Source organism: Aestuariivita sp. (assembly GCF_021404545.1).
In the GTDB taxonomy this organism is placed as follows: Bacteria; Pseudomonadota; Alphaproteobacteria; order Rhodobacterales; family Rhodobacteraceae; genus Aestuariivita.
In genome coordinates, this window is record NZ_JAAWWD010000035.1 from 103,676 (window position 1) to 123,768 (window position 20,093).

Consider the following 20,093-nt stretch of genomic DNA (forward strand, 5'->3'; position numbering starts at 1 on the left):
GGTACCCTTTGATGGTCAATGTCCTCTTTGCCGCCCGCCCCGAGCGGTGGTCTTATTATGAAGCACCGATACGCGACAGCCTCGCCGAGCTGGGGGTTGAGGCCGATCTGGGCATGGACTTCGCCCCGCCAGAGGTGGATTACATCGTCTATGCTCCCAACAGCGCGGTGCAGGATTTCACCCCGTTCAACCGTCTCAAGGCGGTTCTGAACCTTTGGGCCGGGGTCGAAACTGTTGTCGGCAACCCGACCCTGACCGTGCCGCTGGCACGCATGGTCGACCCGGCCCTGACCCAAGGCATGGTTGAATGGGTGACGGGCCATGCCTTGCGCCACCATCTGGGGATGGATGCGCATATCCATGCCAAACCGGGCGAATGGGTGGCCAAATCTCCGCCCGTGGCATGGGAGCGCAAGGTCACCGTGCTGGGCCTGGGGGAGTTGGGCCGCGCCTGCGCCAGCACATTGGCAAAGATCGGCTTTCAAGTCACCGGATGGTCGCAAAGCGCCAAGAGGCTGGATGCTGTCCGCTGCCTGGACGGGCCTGACGGTCTGACCGCGTCGCTGACAGGTGCCGAGATCGTGGTCCTGCTGCTGCCCGATACGCCGCAGACCGAAAACACGCTGAATGCCCGCACCCTCGCCTTGCTGGCGCCGGGCGCTGCGATCCTCAACCCAGGGCGTGGGCCATTGATCGACGATGAAGCGCTCTTGGCGGCGCTCAACTCCGGTCAGATCGGCCATGCTACGCTGGATACGTTCCGCACCGAACCCCTGCCTGCCGATCATCCTTATTGGCATCACCCCAATGTGACCGTTACACCACATGTCGCCTCGGAAACCCGTCCTGCGTGGTCGGCAAAGACCATTGCCGAAAACATCCGTCGAGGAGAGGCGGGTGAGCCGTTTCTGCATTTGGTGGACAGGGCCCGCGGGTATTGAGGGCGGTTTTTTTCCGTATTTGGGAAGAGAAGAAACTACACGACAGCGTCCAGCCGTCTGACTGGCGAGCCGGAGGAACTGGCGTTCCAGCGCCCGCACCTGGCCTGATCAGATGCGTGTTCAGACCGAGTTGCCGTCCAAATCATACCAAGCATTGTGCGGGATAGGCCGCCCTGCCAAGGCTCGCAGCAGCCTTTGTTGATGGCCTGTCCTGAACGCGCGACCTCCTCTCAGTCTTTGGGTGTGCTGGGGCCGATCAGGCAGCCTTCAGTATCTCAAAAGACATTGGCCGCCGTGTCAGGCTGCAAGTCCGCGCCCTTTGAGCAATGCCTTGACCCCCGGCAACCGACCGCGGAACGCGATGTAGAGGTCTTCGGGCGGGGCGGATCCCCCGGCTGAAAGAATGTTGTCCTCAAGCGCTCTGGCCCGCTCGGGGTCGAAGGGACTTCCCGCCTCTTCAAAGGCGGCGAACGCATCGGCATCCATCACTTCGGACCACATATAGCTGTAGTAGCCCGCACTATAGCCGTCACCGGCAAAGACATGGGCGAAATGCGGGGTCGCGTGACGCATACCGATCGCGTGTGGCATGCCCAACAGCGCCAGCGTCTCGGCCTGCGCGGCCATCGGATCGGCGGGTGCGGCACCCTCGTGAAAATCGAGATCGACAAGGGCTGAGGCCACATATTCCACTGTCTGAAACCCCATGTCGAAATTGGCCGCTTTGAGGACCTTGTCCAGCATCTCCCGCGGCATCGGCGCGCCGGTCTCGGCATGGGTCGCGAATTCCGACAGAATCTCCGGTACCTCAAGCCAATGCTCATATAACTGGCTGGGCAGTTCCACGAAATCGCGCGCGACAGAGGTGCCGGAAATGCTCTCATAGGTCACATTCGACAGCATCTGATGCAGCGCATGCCCGAACTCGTGAAACAGGGTGCGCGCATCGTCATAGCTCAGGAGCGCGGGATCGCCCTTGGCGAAATTACAGACATTGATGACGATGGGCGCCTGAATCTTCGGGAATCGCGCCTGGCTTCGCATTGCCGAACACCAGGCACCGGAGCGTTTGGAGCCACGCGCGAAGTAATCCCCAATGAAGAGCGCAATGTGCTGGCCATCCCGCGTCACTTCCCAGGCGCGGCAGTCGGCATGGTAGAGAGGCACGTCGACGACCCGGAACGCCAACCCGAAGAGGCGATTGGCACAGGCAAAAGCCGCCTCGATCATGCGGTCGAGTTGCAGATAGGGTTTCAGTTCGGCCTCATCGAGGTCATGCTCGGCCTTGCGCCGCTTTTGTGCGTAGTAGCGCCAGTCCCAGGCCTCGAGCGGGCCGTTCACCCCATCGGCCCGCATCCTTTCTTCGAGCGCGGCGGCATCTTCATTGGCCCGCGCCTTGGCGGGCTCCCACACCGCCATCAACAGATCGCGCACCGCATCCGGCGTCTTGGCCATCTCGGTTTCCAGCTTGTAGGCGGCAAAACTGTCATAGCCCAAAAGCGCCGCACGCTCCTGCCGGAGGGTCAGGATCTCGGCTGCGATCGCGCGGTTATCGGTCTGCCCGCCATTGGCCCCGCGCGCGGCCCACGCCTTATAAGCCCGCTCGCGCAGATCCCGGCGCGGCGAGAATTGCAAAAACGGCACGATCAAGGACCGCGAGAGTGTGACGACCGGACCTGCTTTTTCTTTCTCCTGGCCTGCCGTCCGTGCGGCTTGCACGACAAAATCGGGCAGACCGTCAAGATCGCCCTCAGACAGCTCCATGAGCCAGTCGCGCTCATCTGCCAACAGGTTCTGGGTGAATTGCGTGCCCAGCGTGGCAAGGCGCGATTTGATCTGTTTCATCCGCGCGTCCTCGGCCCCCTCCAACGCCGCGCCTGCACGCACAAAACCACGCCGTGTCAGCATCAGCACGCGCAGCTGCTCATCCGTCAGATCCAGTCCGTCCCGCGCTTGCCAGACGGCTTCGATCCGCGCAAAGAGCGCGTCGTTTGAGGTGACTTCGGAAAAATGCGCGGCCAGTTTGGGCGAAAACACCCGTTGCAGATCCTCGCGCGCGGGATTGCTGTCGGCCCCGGCCACGGTGAAAAACACCGACAGAACCTTATCAAGATCACGGCCCGCCGCCTCCAGCGCCTCTACCGTATTGGCAAAATCAGGAGCTGTGTCCGCCCTTGCAATCGCGGCAATCTCGTCCCGGTGGGCCTTGAGCGCATGCTCTAGCGCAGGGGCGAAATCCTCATCCGAAATCCGGTCGAACGGAGCGATCTCAAAGGGGGTGTCCCAAGGGGACAGAAGCGGATTGGTCATGCGGGACAATCTCCTTTGAGATGCAAGCTAGGCCCGTGCCTGCCAAGGGTCCAGAGCCCCCCGCCATTTTCGCGCTTGATGCCCTGTCACATCTGGTTCAGCGTGCAGCGGATCACAGCGCAGGAGAACGGCATGAGCCGCACCAACCGGAAAACCGGACCGATGACTACGGCAATCCACGCAGGCGAGGCGCCCGACCCGACAACCGGCGCCTCGGCCCCGGCGATCCACATGTCCTCTACCTTTGTGTCCGACGACATCTCGGGCTTTTCGGCACATGATCTGACGGCAGACAGCCCCTATGCCTATGCCCGCTGGGCCAACCCGACCGTGGCAATGCTCGAGGCCAAGATCGCAGCACTCCAGGGGGCCGAAGACTGCCTCTGCACAGCCTCCGGCATGGCCGCTGCCACAGCGATCTTCTTCACCTTTCTGAACCAGGGCGATCACCTGATTGTCTCTGACGTCTCTTATGCGGGCGTGGCCGAACTGGCCCGGGATACGTTTCCGCGTATGGGGGTTGAGGTCAGTGTTGTGGACATGTCCGATCCCCAGAACATAGCAAACGCGATCCGCCCGAATACGCGCCTGATCCACTCCGAAAGCCCCGCCAACCCCATTGGCCGCCTGACCGATCTGGCGGCAGTCTCGACACTCGCGCGGGAAGCGGGGGCGATCCACTCCACCGATGCCACATTCGCCTCACCCATCGGGCAGGACACCGTGAGCCTGGGTGTCGATCTGGTGATGCACTCAACCACGAAATATATCGGCGGGCATGGCGACGCGGTCGGAGGTGCGGTCGCAGGCCGGGCTGATCTGGTGCGCAAAATGCGCCTGGAAGCGTCAATCCACCATGGTGGGGTCCTCTCGCCCTTCAACGCCTGGCTGATCGCGCGCGGCGCCTCAACACTGCCGCTCCGGCTCAAGGCGCACCAGGCGGGCGCCCTGGCTGTCGCTGAATGGCTGGAGGCGCAACCTTCTGTGACCCGCGTGATCTATCCTGGCCTGCCTTCCCACCCTCAATATGATCTGGCCCGGCGGCAGATGGCCAACCCCTCCGGCATGATCTCCTTTCAGGTGGGCGGGGTGAGCGATGGCGAACGCATCGCCCGGAGCATGATCGAAAATCTGAACATCATCCATTATGCCGTGTCGCTGGGGCATCACCGCAGCCTGGTCTTCTGGATGGAGACCCAAGGGTTGATGGACAGCTCCTTCCGCCTCGACCCGGCCCAAACACAAAGCTACCGCGCCTTCGCCGGCGATGGCATCTTCCGCCTCTCTGTCGGGCTCGAAGATCCCGAGGATCTGATTGCCGACTTGTCAGCGGTGCTCTGACCTGTCTGCTTCTTCTGGCCATAAATATTCCCGGGGAGTTTGAGGGGCTGGCCCCTCAATCCGGTCATCCTTCAAGAAGCCTGCGCTGTCTCGCTGAGGCGTGCCGCGCCCCCGCAGATCGGGCAATCGGCGCGGCGTTCCAACCCGATCTTGCGCGTCTCGCCCCAGAGCGCATCGTAAATCAGCATCTCGCCCCGCATCGGTCGGCCTGCCTCGGCAATCAGCTTAATCGCCTCTAGGGCCATCATCGAGCCAATCACACCGGGCAACGGGCCAATCACACCGGCCTCGGCGCAGGAAGGGGCCAGCCCTTCGGCCGGCGCTTCAGGAAAGATACACTGATAGCAGGGCGCCTCATGGGCCGGGTCAAATACGCTGAGCTGTCCTTCCCATTGCGACAAGGCACCGGAAATCAGAGGTTTGCCCACTGCGACCGCGACGCGATTTGACAGATAGCGTGTCTCGAAATTATCCGTCCCGTCCAGGATGACATCGTATTCGGCAAACAGCTCGGGCGCGATCCCCTCCTCCAGTTTGCGGTTATAGGGCCGGATCGTTACAAACGGGTTCTGGGCCCGCATCGCGGCCTCGGCTGAAAACACCTTGGGCATGCCGATATCGGCATCCCGGTGGATCACCTGCCGTTGCAGGTTGGCGTTGTCGACCACATCATGATCGATCACACCGATGGTGCCCACGCCCGCGGCCGCAAGATATTGCAGCGCAGGCGCCCCCAGCCCGCCCGCGCCGATGACCAAAACCCGCGCCTCCTTGAGCTTTTTCTGTCCTGGCCCGCCTATTTCGCGCAGCACGATATGCCGAGCGTAACGGTTCAACTCCGTTTCGGTAAACGTCCCGGCGCTCTGATCCGGGCGGTCCTTGGCATCACGGGCCTCTGCCCGCCCCTTCAGCCAGCCAAGCCCGGCGCGGTAAATCAGTACCATCACCACAAATCCGCCGATCAGCAGCCACAGCGCCGGAGAAGCGCCAGTCGCCACGCGCAGCGGGTGGCCATCCGGCAACAGCAGATGCAGGATCAATACGCCAAGATACAGCATCGCGATCATGGTCAGGCGCGCCTTGCGCGGCGCGCCCATCATTGATCCGATCCCCCAAAGAACCCCGGCAAGTGCGAGAACAAGGACCATCAATCCGTTCCCGTCGATCCAAATCCACCCGTACCCCGGACGGTCGCGCTTAACCGCGCATCCAGCGTGAACGCCGCCCGCAGCACCGGAGCGACAACCATCTGTGCGATGCGCGCGCCATGCGAGATGACAAAGGGCGCGTCCCCTGCATTCATCACGATCACCCCCAAAGGCCCACGATAGTCGCTGTCAATCGTGCCGGGCGCATTGGGCAGGGTGATCCCGTGTTTCAGCGCGAGACCCGAGCGCGGCCGGATTTGCACCTCGAACCCTTGCGGGATCTCGATCCGCAGACCCGTCGGGATCAGAGCGCGCGCTCCGGGGTTCAAGGTCACATCGCCAGCGGGCAGATTCGCACGCAGATCCGCGCCCGCGGCCCCGTCGCTTTCATAGCTGGGCAGCGGAACGGACGGGTCAAAACCCGCCTCGCGCAGCACCCGGATCTCGAGGTCCTCAGGCATTCAGGACCTCCGCGATCCGGTCGGCCAATGCGCGCGCAACAGCCTCCTTTGCCATGCGCGGCCAGTTTTCGGCGCCTTCTGCGGTGATCAGCGTAACGGCGTTTTCCGCCCCTCCCATGATGCCGGTGGCAGGGCTGACATCATTGGCCACGATCCAGTCACAGCCCTTGCTTCGCCGCTTGGCGGTGGCGTGCGCCTCGACATCGTCGGTTTCAGCGGCAAATCCAACAACCAGCCGGGGCCGCCCCTCAGCCCGCTGGGCGACACCGGCCAGAATGTCCGGATTTTCGGTAAATTTCAGCACCGGCAGCCCGTCCTTGGATTTCTTGAGCTTGCTCTCAGACGCGGTGGACACCCGCCAGTCGGCCACCGCCGCCGCAAAAACGCCCGCATCCACGGGCAAAGCGGCCTCTACGGCTTCGGCCATTTCGCGCGCGCTTTCAACCGCGACCACTTCCACCCCTTGGGGGGCCGGCACCTCTGCGGGACCGGTGACAAAGATCACCTGCGCACCCAGATCCGCCAGTGCGCGGGCGATGGCGGTGCCCTGTGCGCCCGAAGACCGGTTGGCGATATAGCGGACCGGATCGATCGGTTCATGGGTGGGGCCAGAGGTCACCAGCACGCGTTTGCCGGACAGCGGACCTTTGCCGAAGGTCTTTTCGATCGCATCCACGATCTCCAGCGGTTCGGCCATGCGCCCGGGACCGAACTCGCCGCAGGCCATATCCCCCTCATTGGGACCCGCGAACATCACTCCGTCCCCCTCCAGCGTTGCGCGATTGCGCTGCGTGGCGGGATGATCCCACATTCGCACATTCATTGCCGGAGCCGCCAGAACCGGCGTGTCCGTCGCCAAAAGCAGGGTGGAGGCCAGATCATTGGCCATGCCTTGCGCCATCTTGGCCATCAGGTCCGCAGTCGCGGGTGCGACCACGATCAGATCGGCGCTGCGCGAAAGCTGGATATGCCCCATCTCGGCTTCATCCGTGAGGTCGAAAAGGTCGCGGTAGACCTTCTGCCCGGCCAGCGCGGAAACCGAAAGCGGTGTGACGAACTCCTCGCCCGCGCGGGTCAGCACTGGCGTGACAGAGGCGCCGCGCTCGGCCAGCCTGCGGATCAGGTCGAGCGATTTATAGGCCGCGATCCCGCCGCCGATGATCAACAAAATGCGTTTACCAGACAGCATGGCGCCTCGGATCTGTGGGTCCAACGGGTGCGACCATAGGCAAGGGGTGGGAAATGGGCCAGTGCCAATCGGCTCGGCTCAGCCCCCCGATGTTGCAAAGGCGGCGCAGGGATCCGGCCGCTCGACGCCCGGCCCATCGATCACTGCATCAAAGTCCCCTCTCAGGGCGCCACCCTCCTCGGATTGGCCCAGTGCAAAAACCGTCACGTCGGCATCGACCCGGCGCAGGAACCGGGGCACCCCCCAATCTGCACGGGCATGACCATTGCCGGTGATCACCGCGACGGGGCCGCCCGTCTCTTCCAATGCGCGCACCGCTTCCTGCGCCAGACGGGCATCCCGCAGCCGCTGAATATCGACCATTGCAGGCAAGAGATGTGCGGGAAGCGCGTCACAATGAGCCTCCATCTGGAGGGCTTCGCGCCTTTGCTGCTCGGACTGTTGCAGCGGTTCTGTCAGCCCATATTGCGTGGCCTGTGCGCCGAAACTCTCGGCGATGCCCGTCTGCATCGCCGCGCGCGCAGCGTCACGCGGTACCGCAGCGCCAAAGACCCGGGCCTGGGGTGCGGCCAGAAAAATCGGGTGATACATCATAAAATCGGGCCAGCCGCTTTCGGCCCATCCCAATGCCGCATCCAGCGCCGCGCGATCCTGGATCAGATCCGGCGTGGCGCGGGTGGCTTGTTGCGGCGTCAGCATCTCAAACACCAGCGCCTTGGGCACGATCTGTGCAACCAGGTCGGCCTGGACCTGATGATGGGCTGGATTGTCATGCACCTCGCCCAAAAGGACGACATCTGCGGATTTCAGACGGTTCAGAATGTCTTCAGACAGTGAAACCGCCCCAACAGGGGCGGTCAGGGCCAAGCTAATCGCGGCAAACAGGGGAATGAGCCATGTTTTCATAAAAGGAAGTGCTGCACCTCACGCGACTGAGATTCAAGGCTTTTTCTCATTTTTCCAAACGCCGCAGCCTCCAGCTGGCGCACGCGCTCTTTGGAGAGGCCCAGCTCGTTGCCAAGCGATTCCAGTGTGCGGGGATCTTCGCGGAGCTTACGCTCGCGCACGATAAACCGTTCCCGGTCATTCAGGGCCGCCATCGCCGACAGCAACCACTCTCGCAATTGGGCTGTGTCATGGCTGTCCTCGACCAAATCGGCGGCCTGGGCGCTGTTATCCTCCAGCGCATCGATCCATTCGCGCCCCTCGTCATCCACCGACTGCGTGGCGTTAAGGGAGTAATCAGAGCCAGAGAGCCGCCCCTCCATCATCTCAACATCATGCAGGGGAACGCCGATTTCGGTGGAAATCATCTGGTGCAACTGATGCCGATCCAGCGTCTCCCCGGCGGAGGCCGCTTCACGCTCCAGCCGCGCCTGCACCCGGCGCATGTTGAAAAACAACGACTTCTGGGAAGAGGTGGAGCCGGTGCGCACCATTGACCAGTTGCGCATGACATAATCCTGGATCGACGCTTTGATCCACCAGACCGCATAGGTCGAAAATCGCACGCCGCGATCGGGATCGAATTTATCGGCCGCCTTCATCAGGCCCAGGCCCGCCTCCTGAATGAGGTCATTCATCGGCGCGCCATAGCGCTTGAATTTTGAGGCCATCGAAATCGCCAACCGCATATATGCGGTAATCAGACGATGCAACGCCTCTTCGTCCCGTTCATCACGCCAGGCATAGGCCAGCCTGAGTTCGGTTTCGGCGTCCAGCAGCTCGGCTTTCATCGCGCGCCGAGACAGTGACATATCAAGTGTCGAGTCCAGTGCCATATCATCCCCCTGTAGATGACATCCTGTGTGAATGCTCACACCTTGTTTTGCGCTCCTGAACTGAGTACGCAGTTCCAACCCAAATGGATCATTCAAGGGTTAAAAAATTGTTGCCGAAACTCACCTTGATGATTGGCGGGGCTGCTTCCGGCAAATCGCGTCTTGCCGAAAGGTTAGCCGAAACGCATGCGAAGACAAAGATCTATGTGGCCAGCGCGCAGGTGTTTGACGCCGAAATGGCCGCCAAAGTTGCCTTGCACAAGACCCGGCGCAGCGTCGGCTGGGACACGATCGAGGCGCCGCTCGACGTGGCATCCGCCTTGCACGATGCGCGTGGCGACGTCGTTCTTTTCGATTGCGCAACGCTTTGGCTATCCAACCACATGCTGTCCGAGACGTCCGATTTGCCGCGGGCCGAGGCCGATTTGCTGGCGGCGATCGCAAACTGCGCTCCGCCAGTTATCGTGGTCTCAAACGAGGTTGGAGAGGGAATCGTACCCGAAAACACGCTCGCCCGCCGGTTTCGGGAGGCGCAGGGACGGCTCAACATTCGTCTGGCCGCCGAGGCCAATCTGGTCATCAAGGTGACCGCTGGACTGCCGCAGGTCCTCAAGGGGCTGATGCCATGACAACCTGGCACTGGGTGCGCCACGGGCCGACCCATGAAAAAGCCTTTGTCGGTTGGCGCGACATGCCCGCCGATCTGTCGGACCACGCGCAGATCGCGCGGTTGAACGCCCATTTGCCCGATGAGGCCATCGTCGTGGCATCGGACCTGATCCGCGCCTCGGCCACAGCCGATGTGCTGACCGCCGGGCGCAGGCGCCTTCCGGATCATCAGGATCTGCGGGAGTTTCATTTCGGCGCGTGGGACGGTAAGCATTTTTCGGAAGTGGCTCGGACCCACCCCGAGCTCAGCCGCGCCTATTGGGAAACCCCTGGTGATATCATCCCGCCGGGCGGGGAAAGCTGGAACCAGAGTGCGTCACGCGTGGCGCGCGTGGTCGATACGCTCAGCGCCCGATATCGCGGCGCCCATATCGTGGCCGTCGCACATTTCGGTGTAATCCTGACACAGGTACAACGCGCCATGGGCGCGACCGCGGCGGATGTGCTGGCCCATAAAATCGACAATCTGTCGGTCACCGATATGCGGTTTGACGGCACTCGGTGGCATCTGGGACGGATCAATCATCAGCCGTGATATCGGGCCGCACAAATCAGCATTTTGCCAGAGGCCACCCATCCGCTTAGCCTCGGTGGCATGACGTATGAGCTCTATATCGGCGACAAGACGTTCTCTAGCTGGTCCTTGCGTGGCTGGTTGATGTTTCGCAAATTCGACCTGCCAATGCGGGCCCATATGGTCGGTCTTTATGCTGGAACCATGGCAAAGGATCTCAGCGGGCTGCCCCCGGCGCGGCTGGTGCCGGTCATGCGCACGCCAGAGGGCACAGTGGTCGGCGAAAGCCTTGCCATGGCAGAAACGCTGGCCGAGCGGCACCCTGATGCCGGGCTCTGGCCCAAGGAGTCTGCCCAACGCGCGACGGCACGCTGGCTCTGCGCTGAAATGTGCGCGGGCTTTGGCGCATTGCGCGGGGCCTGCCCGATGCAACTGCTTCGCGCCTATCGTGGATTTGAACCCGGAGTGGAGGTTCGCGCGGATCTGGAGCGGCTGGACGTGATTTGGTCGCATGCGCGGCGTCTGTCGGGCGCAGCGGACGGGTGGCTTTTCGGCACTTATTCCCTTGCAGATGTGTTCTATACGCCCATGGCAGCCAGAATCATCGGATACGGGCTGCCGGTAAGCGCAAACGCGAAAGCCTATGCGCTGGCGCTATTGGCCGACCCGGAGGTTCAGCAGTGGCGGGCCGACGGGCTGAAGACCAACTATACACCTGAGCCCCATCGCCTAGATTTTCCGTCGGACCCCTGGCCCGTGGCATGACATGGCATTTTTTGACACAAAAAATGGGAAGAAAATGACACATTTTCTCGAGCGGTATGTCGCCTGTCGCTCCCCGATTTTGCGCCAAAATCGGCGCATTTTCTGCGTCAGAAAATGAGCGCGCGGAGCTTAACCCTTCATAAACGCTTGCGCCCTACTCGTTAACCAATTCAGGTCAAGGGGAATGCTGAATGGTCGCACGCGCCTATACGGTCGCATTTCAGGGGGTGGAGGCTCGTCCGGTCGAGGTGCAATGCGCCATCAGCCCCGGCCTGCCCGCCTTTTCCATCGTTGGCCTGCCCGACAAAGCGGTCAGCGAAGCCCGAGACCGGATCCGGGCGGCGCTATCCTCTATGGCCATTGCGCTGCCATCGAAACGGATCACGATAAACCTGTCACCCGCGGATCTGCCCAAAGAGGGAAGTCATTTCGACCTGCCCATCGCCGTCGCCTTGCTCAGCGCGCTTGATGTGCTGCCCGCGGACACCATCGAGGATACCGTCGCTTTGGGAGAGCTGTCACTCGACGGCTCTCTGATCCCGGTACTGGGCGCGCTGCCTGCGGCCATGCGCGCGGCGGAGGACGGGCGCCAACTGCTCTGCCCGGCAGGCTCGGGCGCGGAGGCGGCCTGGGTCGATGCCACCCAGGTGACGGCGGCTGCCAGCCTGATCGAAGTCGTCCAGCATTATTCCGGACTGTCCCCTCTGCGCCCTGCGATCCGAGGTGAAGTGCCCGCCGATCAGGGGCATCGCGATCTGCGCGACGTCAAGGGGCAAGAGCGTGCCAAACGCGCGATGGAGATTGCCGCGGCGGGGCGCCACCACTTGATGATGATCGGGCCCCCTGGATCGGGCAAATCCATGCTGGCGGCGCGACTGCCGGGCATCCTGCCCCCGCTCACCCCGATCGAGGCGCTGGAAACCTCAATGATCCAGTCTCTGGCCGGGCTTTTGGACGAAGGTGGTATCCGCCGCACGCGCCCGTTTCGAGACCCCCATCACACCGCTTCCATGCCCGCCTTGGTGGGCGGCGGCCGGGGCGCAAAACCAGGGGAGATCAGCCTGGCGCATAACGGTGTGCTGTTCATGGATGAGTTTCCTGAATTCCCGCGCGCTGTGCTGGAAACGCTGCGCCAACCCATCGAAACAGGCGAGGTGATGGTCGCCCGCGCCAATGCTCATGTCAGATACCCATGCCGGTTCATGCTGGTTGCAGCCGCCAACCCGTGCAAATGCGGATACCTGTCGGATCCGAACCGTGCCTGTTCGCGGGCGCCGATCTGCGCTGAGGACTATCTCGGGCGCATCTCGGGTCCTTTGATGGACCGTTTCGATCTGCGGATCGAGGTGCCTCCGGTGGCGTTTTCGGATCTGGATCTGCCCGCGGACGGAGAAACCTCCGCAATGGTGGCGGACCGCGTCGCGGCGGCGCGTGCGATCCAGGAGGCGCGCTTCGACGGCCATTCGGATCTGCGGCAAAACGCTGATGCCGAAGGTGAAATTCTCCAAGAGATCGCCACTCCGGACAGTGACGGCAAAACCCTGCTGTCGAAAACAGCCGACCGGTTTGGGCTGTCGGCGCGCGGCTATCACCGGGTGTTACGTGTCGCGCGCACCATCGCCGATCTCGACAAGTCGCAGCGGGTCCGCCGCCCGCATGTGGCCGAAGCGCTCAGTTATCGATTGCTCGCCAGGAGAGAGGCCTGACGCTCTAAGATCCACTGGGCCAGAAACCGCAGCGTCCGGTTCGCCTCGGGCAGCATATTGTGAAAGATCGGCCAGACATGGGGATGGTTGCGTTCAATCCTCAGACAGCTCTCGACTTTCTGCTCCTGAAGCGCGCGGTGCATCCGCAATGCATCGTCGAGCAAGAGCTCGCTGTCACTTGCCGTCAGCCATACCGGAGGTGCTCCGGCGAAATTGGCAAATAGCGGTGACGCCCTCGGATCCCTGGGATCTTCACCGGCCAGAAAAAGCTCGGTCATCCTTGCAATGCTGTTGGCAGGCAAGACCACGTCGCGGTCTGCATTGGATGTGATCGATGCGCCGGAAAAGGTCATGTCGGTCACCGGAGAAAAGGCGAAGACCGCATCGGGGCGCGGCAAGTCCTGCCGAAGGACCTCCGCCAAGAGAGCCAGCGCCAGACCGCCGCCCGCACTATCGCCCCCGATTATCACCGGATGGTCATCCGACAACGCGCGATAACACGCCAGTGCGTCTGCGATCTGCGCGGGAAACGGATGTTCAGGCGCCAGGCGGTAATCGGGCAGACATGCAGGCAGACCGGTCAAGGCGGAAAGCTTTGCCAGCATGGCGCGATGGGTGCTGGATGAGCCAAACACATACGCTCCTCCATGAAAGTACAGCATCACCGCGCGTCCCAGCGCGCCCTTTGCTGTGACCCATTGCACCGGCACATCGGCGAGCCTGTCCCGGCGAAACCGGCTCGCGCGCGGGGGGTGGAACGACAGTCTCGACTTGACCTCAAACCTCCGCCTTATCCGATCCGGGGGATGCCGTTCGAGAGCCGGTCGCTCAAACCGGCGCAGATACCAGTTCAGCAGACCCCGCTGCCAGCTCACTCCAGCTTGCCCTCGATGGCCTGCCAGATTTTTTCCGCCACGTTGATCCCGTCGAACCGCTCCAGTTCCTGAATGCCGGTCGGCGAAGTCACGTTTATCTCGGTCAGGTACTCGCCGATGACGTCGATGCCGACAAAGATCTGGCCTTTTTCCTTCAGCAGCGGGCCGATTGCCGCACAGATCTCCTGATCGCGGTCGCTGAGGCCAATTTTTTCGGGCCGCCCGCCCACATGCATGTTGGAGCGTGTCTCACCTTTGGCCGGAACGCGGTTGATCGCGCCCACCGCCTCACCATCCACCAGGATCACGCGTTTGTCGCCATTACTCACATCGGGCAGGAATTTCTGAACGATCAGCGGCTCGCGAGAGAACCCGGTAAAGAGCTCATGCAGCGAGGTCAGGTTGCGATCCGATTGGTCCAGACGAAAGACGCCGGCACCGCCATTGCCATAGAGCGGTTTGAGAATGATGTCGCCATGTCGTGCCTTGAACGCCTTGATCGTTTCGAGATCGCGCGCAATCGTGGTCGGCGGGGTGAGCTCCGGGAAATCCAGCACCAGCAGCTTTTCGGGGTAATTGCGCACCCAGAACGGATCGTTCACGACCAGTGCGCGGCCCTTGAGCCGGTCAAGAAGGTGGGTAGATGTGATATAGTGCATGTCAAATGGCGGATCCTGGCGCAGCCAGATCACGTCGAAATTCGCCAAGTCGACCTCGCGCGCAGGTCCCAGGATTGCAGGCGCATCTGCGACGCGCTGAACCGTCATGTCATGACCGCGTGCGGTGATGCGGCCCTCCTGATAGGCCAATTGATCCGGGCTGTAGTAATACAGCGAATGACCCCGCGCCTGCGCTTCTTCCGCCAGGCGGAAAGAGCTGTCTGCGTTGACATCCACGGCCCCGATCGGGTCCATTTGAAATGCAATTCTCATGACGCGCGCCTTTCACTGGTTCGCCCGTACATGGCCCAGCGCGCGCCGCAGTTCAATGTGTATCAGACGGTTTGGCCCGCGCTCGTGCCCTGGAATGCGTTGCGGCACGGCTCAGGTATTGAGAGCGACCCACTCGCCCCACATCACAATTCGGCGGACAATGCCCTGCTACACAAGCTCATTGCAAAAGGAGGGCATTCTCGATGATCTCATAAGCGCCGGTCTGGTCGACAAGGCCCACGTCAAAGGAGCATTCCGTCAAGGCTCCGCGAGGCTGCGTGGCAAGAAACTCTTCCGCAGCTGTGGCGATCCTGCGCGCCTGTGAAGGGCGCAGGCTCTCTGCCGCGCGCGCAAAATCGCGGGCTTTCTTGACCTCGACGAAAGAGATCACGTCGTCTTTGCACAGAACCAGATCGATTTCGCCACCACGCCCACGCCAGCGGCGGGCGAGCACCGTGTGGCCATCATCGGTATAGGCCCGCTCGATGCGGTCTTCGGCCGACAGGCCGGCGTGATAGCTTGCACGACCCCGTTCCCGAAGCGTCCCGATCATAACCGATCCTTTCCAAGTTTCAGCGCCAGTTGATACACTTTGCGCCGAGGCAAATCATGCGCTTTTGACACCGCGTCGGCCGCATCCTTCATCGACATTGACCCAAGAGCAGCCTTCAGGTCCGTTTCTAAATCAGAGTCGCTAATTTTTTCCGAATCCCCGCGTGCGATCAGCACAACGACTTCACCCTTCAGGCTGGCCCCCTCCAGGCCAGCGGCCAGTTCGTCCAGTGTCCCCCGCCGGACCTCCTCGAACTTCTTGGTTATCTCGCGGCAGATGGCGGCCTGCCTGCTGCCTCCCAGCACGACTTGCGCCTCGACGATCATCGCCGCAACGCGACGGGGTGATTCAAAAAAGATCAGTGTGCCGGGAATATCGCGCAGTGCCTCCAACCGCGCCCGGCGCGCGCTGGAGGCTGATGGCAAAAACCCGGCAAAGAAAAATGCGTCGCTCGGAAGGCCGGAAATGGCCAGCGCAGCCAAAACCGCCGACGCTCCTGGCGCGACCGTGACAGGCAAGCCCGCTTGGGCCATCGCCCGGCCCAGCTCGAACCCCGGGTCGGCAACAAGCGGCATACCCGCCTCGGACGCGTAGGCGACCGATTGCCCATCGGCCACGGCCGCTATCAACCGTTCGCGCACCGCAGCGCCGCTGTGATCGTGATAGGCCACGATGCGACGTCCGTTCAGCGCAATACCATGGATCTCCATCAATTTGCGCAGGCTGCGGGTGTCTTCTGCGGCGATCACCTCCGCTGAACTCAGGATATCGAGCGCGCGCAAAGTGATGTCTCGGGCCGTCCCGATGGGGGTCGCCACAAAGTAAAGACCTGGGGCAAGCGTCGATTTGTGGGAATTCAAAGCTGGACCCGCCTTAACTGGTGTCTATTATCGTGGCAACGACCCTTGCGGCGCGCCAAGCCGCCCTCACGGAGTGCCAGTGCCCATGTTCGACCTTTTCCCATCCGCCCGCAAGCTTGGGCTGCGCACCATTGCGCTGGTCTCCTTGCTGGCGGTTGCCGCCTGTGATGTGGCGCTGCCCGGTCCCGGTGGCGGGCCCACAATCAACACGTCGCGGCCGGTGCCCGTGGCACTCCTGGTGCCCAGCGGATCTGGCCAGACCGGCGATGATGTGCTCGCGCGCAGTCTGGAGAATGCCGCGCGCCTGGCCATGGCGGGATTGGACGGCGTCGAAATCGACCTGCGCGTCTATTCCACCGCTGCGAATGCCACACAAGCCGCAGCCCAGACCACGCAGGCGATCAACGAAGGCGCGCGGATCATTCTGGGACCGGTCTATGCCGAGGCCGCAAACGCAGCCGGTGTCGCCGCGGCCCGCCAGAACGTCAACGTACTGGCCTTTTCCAACAACACGACGATCGCCGGCGGTAATGTGTTCGTGCTGGGTCCGACCTTCCAGAACACCGCCGATCGGCTGATGCAATACGCCGGACGGCAGGGCAAACAGAACGTGGTCGTTGTGCATTCAACGGATGTGGCCGGACAGCTGGGCCGCAATGCCATTGAGACTGCCGGCCAACGCAGCACCGCTCGGGTGGCGGGAATCGTGCCCTATGAGCTGTCGCAGCAGAGCGTAATCGCCGCGGTACCGCAGGTTCAGGGTGCTGTGCGCAGTGCGGGCGCCGATGCGGTTTTCATGACCGCGACCACCGCTGGCGCCCTGCCCCTTTTCGCGCAGCTTCTGCCTGAGGCGGGGGTGCGCCCTGACGAGGTGCAATTCATTGGACTGACACGCTGGGACATCCCGGTTCAGACCCTGGAACTGCCTGGTGTGCAGGGCGGATGGTTCGCGTTGCCCGATCCGGTGCTGACCCAGCGTTTCCGTGCCCGGTACGAAGCCGCCTATGCCGAACCGCCCCACCCCATCGGCGGCCTGGCCTTTGACGGCATTGCCGCCATCGGCGCGCTGGTGGCCAATGGCCAGTCGAATGCGCTGACCGGCGGAGCGCTGACGCAAGGTGCAGGTTTTCAGGGCGTCAACGGCATCTTCCGCCTGCGCCCGGATGGAACCAACGAACGCGGCCTTGCCGTCGCATCGATCCAAAACAGACAGGTGGTTGTGATTGACCCTGCCCCAAGAAGCTTTGTCGGCGCCGGATCCTGATCCGGTTTCCGCGGCAAACGTCCCGCCTGACGACAACCTGATCTGCGCACCGGACCTGATCTTCGACGGTCCGGCAATTCGCGCCGCGTTGGATGCCGCCGCAGGGCAGGCAGACGACAGCGCTGCCTTGCGGGCGGCGGCTGTCACGATCCTGCGCGAGGCCAAGGAGGCCGGACGCACTGCAATTGCCGAGGCATTCGCGGAAACACCCTTTGCCGCGCGCCCGCTGACACGGGCCTATACCTATCTGACCGATGGTCTGGTCACATCGGCCCTGCATCTGGCCCGCGCCCATCTCCACCCGTTGCCCAATCCAACCGATGGAGAGCGGATCGCGCTGATTGCCGTGGGCGGCTATGGCCGGGGCGAGATGGCACCGTTCTCGGATGTCGATCTGCTGTTTCTGACGCCCTACAAGATCACGCCCTGGGCCGAGAGTGTGATCGAATCCATGCTCTACGTGCTGTGGGATCTCAAGCTGAAGGTCGGGCATGCGTCGCGCACGATCAAAGATTGCCTGCGCCTGGGCCACGAGGATTTCACGATCCGCACCACCCTTTTAGAACACCGGTTCCTTGCCGGTGACGCAGACCTTGCAAGCGAGTTGAAAACCCGGCTGCAAACCGAACTGTTCTCGGGCACCGGGCGCGACTTCATCGAAGCCAAGCTGGAGGAGCGCGAGAAACGCCACATCCGACAGGGCGAACGCTATGTGGTCGAGCCCAATGTCAAAGAGGGCAAAGGCGGTCTGCGCGATCTGCAATCGCTGTTCTGGATCGCCAAGTACATTCGCGGCGTCGAGGACGCGGGCGAGCTGGTCAATCTCGGTGTCTTTCGACCGGAGGAGTTCGAGCGCTTTGTGAAGGCTGAGGATTTTCTCTGGGCCGTGCGCGCGCATCTGCATCTGACCGCCGGGCGGCCGGTCGAGATGCTGACCTTTGACATGCAGGTCGAGGTGGCCGCGCGATTGGGTTATGAGGACCGTGCTGGCCGACGGGGGGTCGAGCGGTTCATGCAGGACTATTTTCGCCATGCCACGGCAGTGGGCGACCTGACCCGCATTTTCCTCAGCGATCTCGAAGCGACCCATGTCAAATCCGAACCTCTTCTGGAACGGATTTTCCGCCGGAGGCCGCGCGTGAAACCGGGTTATGCGGTTGTCCACAACCGTCTCAACATCGCGGATCCTCAGACCTTTCTCGGCGACAAACTGAACATTCTGCGCGTATTCGAGGAAGGCTTGCGCACAGGGATGCTGATCCATCCCGACGCAATGCGCCTGGTGCGGGCCAACCTGGATCTGATTGACGAGGATATGCGCAACGACAAGGAAGCGCGGCGCATTTTTCTGGACCTGCTGCTGAAACACGGCAACCCCGAGCGGGCCTTGCGGCGGATGAACGAGTTGGGTGTCCTCTCGGCCCTGATCCCAGAATTCGAGCCGATCGTGGCCATGATGCAATTCAATATGTACCACAGCTATACGGTGGACGAGCACATCATCCAGTGCATCGCCCAACTGGCCAAGATCGAAAAGGGCGAACTGATCGAGGATCTGCCGGTGGCCTCCGGCATTCTCAAGGAAGGCATCAATCGCAAGGTGCTTTATGTGGCGCTGCTGCTGCACGATATCGGCAAGGGCAGATCCGAAGATCACAGCCAGCTTGGCGCCCGGATCGCCCGTGTGGTCGCGCCACGCCTGGGGCTGAGCAAATCGGAATGTGAAACGGTGGAATGGCTGGTGCGCTATCATCTGCTGATGTCGGATCTGGCACAAAAGCGCGACATTGCCGATCCGCGCACGGTGCGTGACTTCTGCAAGGCGGTCCAAACGGTCAAGCGTCTGGATCTGCTCTGCGTGATGACGGTTTGCGATATTCGCGGTGTCGGCCCCAATACCTGGAACAACTGGAAAGCCGCGCTGATCCGTGCGCTGTACCGGCAGTCACGTCGCGCGCTGGAAACCGGGATGGAGGATCTCAACCGCGAAAACCGAGGTACGGAGGCCAAAAAAGCGCTGCGCGCTGCTCTGCCCGACTGGTCCAAGACAAATCTCAATCGCGAGACCAAGCGCCATTACGATCCGTATTGGCAGGGTTTGCATGTCACCGCACATGTCGATTTCGCACGGCTGTTGCAACAGCTCGATACCAGTGACGATGAAAGCCAGATCTTGATCCATCTTTTCCCGGACGAGGATCGCGACGCCACGCGCGCCTGTTTCGTGATGGCCGATCACCCCGGCATCTTTGCCCGCGTCGCTGGCGCGCTGGCGCTGGTGGGGGCCAATGTCGTCGATGCGCGCAGCTATACCACCAAGGACGGCTATGTGACGGATGCGTTTTGGATCCAGGATGCCGAAGGCAAACCCTATGAGGCCGACCGCCTGCCGCGCCTGACCAAGATGATCCAGAAGACACTTGGCGGAGAGGTGGTGGCCCGCGACGCCCTGAAAGCACGCGACAAGATCAAAAAACGCGAAAAGGCGTTCAACGTCCCCACCCATATCACCTTCGACAATGACGGCTCTGAGATCTACACGATTATCGAGGTCGATACCCGCGACCGGCCCGGCCTGCTCTATGATCTGGCACGAACCTTTGCGGCCAACAACGTCTATGTCGCCAACGCGGTGATCGCGACCTATGGCGAACAGGTTGTGGATACCTTTTATGTCAAGGACATGTTCGGGCTGAAATACCATTCCAAATCAAAGCAGAAGATGCTTGAGGAACGGCTGAGACAAGCCATCGTCGACGGGGCCGAGCGGGCCGATAGCTAGGG

Annotated in this window: 18 protein-coding genes; 8 read left to right on the top strand and 10 right to left on the bottom strand. The window is 62.1% G+C overall.

Annotated features, from left to right (window positions below; all coding sequences use genetic code 11):
• Positions 1-8: 8 nt before the first annotated feature.
• On the top strand, positions 9-941 hold the full coding sequence (locus tag HEP69_RS11350; protein WP_290558641.1) for a glyoxylate/hydroxypyruvate reductase A: 933 nt from the start codon (positions 9-11) through the stop codon (positions 939-941).
• Between the two features lie 297 nt (positions 942-1,238).
• Here HEP69_RS11350 and HEP69_RS11355 read toward each other — a convergent pair whose 3' ends face one another.
• On the bottom strand, positions 1,239-3,251 hold the full coding sequence (locus tag HEP69_RS11355) for a M3 family metallopeptidase (protein ID WP_290558642.1): 2,013 nt from the start codon (positions 3,249-3,251) through the stop codon (positions 1,239-1,241).
• 132 nt (positions 3,252-3,383) lie between these two features.
• Here HEP69_RS11355 and HEP69_RS11360 point away from each other — a divergent pair, with 132 nt between their 5' ends.
• Positions 3,384-4,592 (top strand): PLP-dependent aspartate aminotransferase family protein, encoded by a 1,209-nt coding sequence (locus HEP69_RS11360; RefSeq protein ID WP_290558643.1) that lies wholly within the window; start codon positions 3,384-3,386, stop codon positions 4,590-4,592.
• 71 nt (positions 4,593-4,663) lie between these two features.
• Here the strand turns inward: HEP69_RS11360 and HEP69_RS11365 are convergent, their stop codons facing one another.
• The 5 genes from HEP69_RS11365 to HEP69_RS11385 all read right to left on the bottom strand — a co-directional run bounded on the left by HEP69_RS11365 (position 4,664) and on the right by HEP69_RS11385 (position 9,171).
• Positions 4,664-5,740, bottom strand: coding sequence for a HesA/MoeB/ThiF family protein (locus HEP69_RS11365; protein WP_290558644.1), 1,077 nt, complete (start codon positions 5,738-5,740; stop codon positions 4,664-4,666).
• Positions 5,740-6,201 carry a dUTP diphosphatase gene (dut, locus tag HEP69_RS11370; protein WP_290558645.1) on the bottom strand — a complete coding sequence of 154 codons (462 nt, stop codon included), beginning with the start codon at positions 6,199-6,201 and terminating at the stop codon, positions 5,740-5,742. The genes HEP69_RS11365 and dut overlap by 1 nt, the downstream gene beginning before the upstream one ends.
• Entirely contained in the window at positions 6,194-7,390 is a 1,197-nt protein-coding gene (gene coaBC, locus HEP69_RS11375) for a bifunctional phosphopantothenoylcysteine decarboxylase/phosphopantothenate--cysteine ligase CoaBC (protein ID WP_290558646.1), read from the bottom strand. The genes dut and coaBC overlap by 8 nt, the downstream gene beginning before the upstream one ends.
• A gap of 78 nt (positions 7,391-7,468) precedes the next feature.
• Entirely contained in the window at positions 7,469-8,296 is an 828-nt protein-coding gene (locus HEP69_RS11380) for a ChaN family lipoprotein (protein WP_290558647.1), read from the bottom strand.
• On the bottom strand, positions 8,293-9,171 hold the full coding sequence (locus HEP69_RS11385) for an RNA polymerase factor sigma-32 (protein WP_290558648.1): 879 nt from the start codon (positions 9,169-9,171) through the stop codon (positions 8,293-8,295). Before HEP69_RS11385 ends, HEP69_RS11380 begins: the two co-directional genes overlap by 4 nt.
• 110 nt (positions 9,172-9,281) lie before the next feature.
• Between HEP69_RS11385 and cobU the strand changes: the two genes are divergently transcribed.
• From cobU to HEP69_RS11405, 4 genes are all read left to right on the top strand, one after another.
• Positions 9,282-9,800 carry a bifunctional adenosylcobinamide kinase/adenosylcobinamide-phosphate guanylyltransferase gene (gene cobU, locus HEP69_RS11390; RefSeq protein ID WP_366111339.1) on the top strand — a complete coding sequence of 173 codons (519 nt, stop codon included), beginning with the start codon at positions 9,282-9,284 and terminating at the stop codon, positions 9,798-9,800.
• A complete protein-coding gene (locus HEP69_RS11395) occupies positions 9,797-10,375 on the top strand; it encodes a histidine phosphatase family protein (RefSeq protein ID WP_290558650.1) in 579 nt (192 codons plus the stop codon). The genes cobU and HEP69_RS11395 overlap by 4 nt, the downstream gene beginning before the upstream one ends.
• A gap of 60 nt (positions 10,376-10,435) precedes the next feature.
• Positions 10,436-11,119, top strand: coding sequence for a glutathione S-transferase (locus tag HEP69_RS11400; protein WP_290558651.1), 684 nt, complete (start codon positions 10,436-10,438; stop codon positions 11,117-11,119).
• Between the two features lie 191 nt (positions 11,120-11,310).
• Positions 11,311-12,825, top strand: coding sequence for a YifB family Mg chelatase-like AAA ATPase (locus HEP69_RS11405; protein WP_290558652.1), 1,515 nt, complete (start codon positions 11,311-11,313; stop codon positions 12,823-12,825).
• On the opposite strand, the gene HEP69_RS11410 is transcribed toward HEP69_RS11405, so the two are convergent.
• The 4 genes from HEP69_RS11410 to rsmI form a co-directional block, all read right to left on the bottom strand.
• Entirely contained in the window at positions 12,795-13,700 is a 906-nt protein-coding gene (locus HEP69_RS11410) for an alpha/beta hydrolase (RefSeq protein ID WP_290558653.1), read from the bottom strand. The two genes, HEP69_RS11405 and HEP69_RS11410, sit on opposite strands and share 31 nt — an antisense overlap.
• Complete coding sequence (gene gshB / locus HEP69_RS11415) at positions 13,697-14,632, bottom strand: glutathione synthase (RefSeq protein WP_290558654.1); 936 nt, start codon at positions 14,630-14,632, stop codon at positions 13,697-13,699. Before gshB ends, HEP69_RS11410 begins: the two co-directional genes overlap by 4 nt.
• A gap of 178 nt (positions 14,633-14,810) precedes the next feature.
• Entirely contained in the window at positions 14,811-15,185 is a 375-nt protein-coding gene (locus tag HEP69_RS11420) for a YraN family protein (protein WP_290558655.1), read from the bottom strand.
• The gene (rsmI, locus tag HEP69_RS11425; protein ID WP_290558656.1) at positions 15,182-16,045 is read right to left on the bottom strand and encodes a 16S rRNA (cytidine(1402)-2'-O)-methyltransferase; all 864 of its coding nucleotides are present in this window, start codon (positions 16,043-16,045) and stop codon (positions 15,182-15,184) included. The genes HEP69_RS11420 and rsmI overlap by 4 nt, the downstream gene beginning before the upstream one ends.
• Positions 16,046-16,130: 85 nt before the next feature.
• Here rsmI and HEP69_RS11430 point away from each other — a divergent pair, with 85 nt between their 5' ends.
• A complete protein-coding gene (locus HEP69_RS11430; RefSeq protein ID WP_290558657.1) occupies positions 16,131-17,309 on the top strand; it encodes a penicillin-binding protein activator in 1,179 nt (392 codons plus the stop codon).
• On the top strand, positions 17,269-20,091 hold the full coding sequence (locus HEP69_RS11435) for a [protein-PII] uridylyltransferase (RefSeq protein WP_290558658.1): 2,823 nt from the start codon (positions 17,269-17,271) through the stop codon (positions 20,089-20,091). Before HEP69_RS11430 ends, HEP69_RS11435 begins: the two co-directional genes overlap by 41 nt.
• The last annotated feature ends 2 nt before the right edge of the window (positions 20,092-20,093 follow it).